We start from the raw sequence: 1,935 nt of genomic DNA, 5'->3' as shown, positions 1-1,935 counted from the left end.
CTGGCCGACTTCGCCGGCGAGCTGGGCTGGCGGGTACGCGTCGGCGCCGCCGCGACCAGGGCCGAGGCCGACGCCATCCGCCAGCAGGTCATCGCGGCCGGGCTCGGTGGCTCCAGCGTCTACACCGGCTGGGACGGCGAACCGGACGACGTGGCCGGATCCACCGGGCCGTGGCACATCGACGTCCTGACCATCGACCCGAAGCGGTTCCACGGCCGGCTCGACGCGACGTACGGGCCGGACCTCGAGCGGCGGGAGACGACGAGTGCGCTCTCCGCGCTGACCGGAGCGACCGCCGCGGTCAACGCCGGCTTCTTCGTGCTCGACCCGGCGGCCGGCGCACCAGGCGACCCGGCCGGCGTGGGCGTCTACGACGGACGTCTGGTCAGCGAGCCGATCGCGGGCCGCCCGGCGCTGGTGCTCCGCGACGACGCCCGGCGGTCCGAGGTGGTGCGGCTGCGCTGGCGGGGCACGGTCGGCGGCCTGACCCTCGACGGTCTGAACCGGGTCCCGGGCCTGATCCGTAACTGCGGCGGCGTCGGCGACGCACCGACCAACCGCCCCCTGCACGACTTCACCTGCACCGATCCCGACGAGCTGATCGCGTTCGACCGGTCCTACGGCGCCCGGACGCCGTCCGGCGCGGGCGCCGAGGTGGCGCTCGACCGGCACGGCCGGGTCATCGAGATCCGGACGACCCGCGGCGGGACCGTCCCGGCCGGCGGCCGCACCGTGCAGGCGACCGGCTCGCGGGTCGACGCCCTCCTGGCGGTGGCCCACCCGGGCCGGAAGCTGCGGGTCGGGTCCACCCTGATCGGCGGGCGGCCGGCGGAGACGATCGTCAACGGTGGGCCGGAGCTGGTCCGGGACGGCCGGCTGCACGCCACCCCGGCCGCCGACGGCATGGTGCGCCCGGGCGACCCGAGCTTCTACTACGGCTGGGTGCACAAGCGGAACCCGCGTACCTTCGCCGGGGTGGACGCCCGCGGCCGCACCATGCTGATCACCGCGGACGGCCGCAGCACCGACAGCCTGGGTCTGGGCATCGGCGAGACCGCCGCGGTGGCGAAGGCGCTCGGGCTGCGGGACGCGATCAACCTCGACGGCGGCGGCTCGACCACGATGGTCGTCGACGACACGGTGATCAACGCGCCGTCCGACGCCACGGGCGAGCGCCCGGTCGGCGACGCGCTGGTGGTGCTGCCCGCACGGTGACTGCGCCGACGATCACGTGTAGAACCAGAGGATGACGAAACCGCAGGTTGTGACGGCTGGGGAGTGGGAGACGGCGCGGGCCGAGCTGCTCGTCGCGGAGAAGGAGGCGACCCGGGCGCTGGACCGGATCGCCGCGCGGCGGCGGCGCCTGCCGATGGTTCGGTTCGGCGAGTACGTGTTCGACGCGCCCGGCGGTAAGCGATCGCTGCTCGACCTCTTCGAGGGCCGCGAGGAGCTGGCCGTGTACCAGTTCATGGACAACGGTCCCGGCCACTTCTGCCCCGGCTGCACCGCGTTCACCGACAACGTGCCCGGCCACGCCCTGCCGATGCTGGCGGAGCGCGGCATCAGCTGGGCCACCGTGTCCAACATGCCGCTGGAGCAGATCGAGGGTTACAAGGCCGAGCGGGGCTGGACGTTGCCGTTCGTCTCGTCCCACGGCACCACGTTCGCCGACGACTGCGGCGCGGGCGGCGGCTTCATGCTGAGCATGTTCTTGCGCGACGGCGACGAGGTGTTCCGCACCTACGGCACCACCTCCCGCGGCGTCGACCGGATCCTGTTCAGCAACAACATCAAGGACCTCAGCGTCTACGGCCGCGAGGAGGACTGGGAGGACTCCCCGGACGGCTGGCCGCAGCACCCGACGTATGGCTAGCTCTCGACAACGACGGAGTGCCCGCGCCTTTACGTGGTAAACGGCTCGTCAAAGGTTTTTGG

The 1,935-nt window shown here is 73.0% G+C and carries 2 protein-coding genes; both read left to right on the top strand.

What is annotated here, in order from left to right; genetic code table 11:
- Positions 1-1,215 (top strand): phosphodiester glycosidase family protein (locus AB0M20_RS40750; protein ID WP_364306576.1); only part of this gene is annotated, 1,215 nt, incomplete at its 5' end.
- 31 nt (positions 1,216-1,246) lie between these two features.
- Entirely contained in the window at positions 1,247-1,873 is a 627-nt protein-coding gene (locus AB0M20_RS40745) for a DUF899 family protein (protein ID WP_364306574.1), read from the top strand.
- Positions 1,874-1,935 lie beyond the last annotated feature (62 nt).

The organism is Actinoplanes sp. NPDC051633, assembly GCF_040681735.1.
Taxonomy (GTDB): Bacteria; Actinomycetota; Actinomycetes; order Mycobacteriales; family Micromonosporaceae; genus Actinoplanes.
The sequence above is the reverse complement of the archived record's forward strand: the minus strand, read 5'-3'. Positions and strand labels throughout refer to the sequence as shown.

Coding starts and splice junctions, on each gene's coding strand:
- AB0M20_RS40745 (WP_364306574.1), top strand. CDS start 1,247: ATGACGAAACCGCAGGTTGTGACGGCTGGGGAGTGGGAGACGGCGCGG.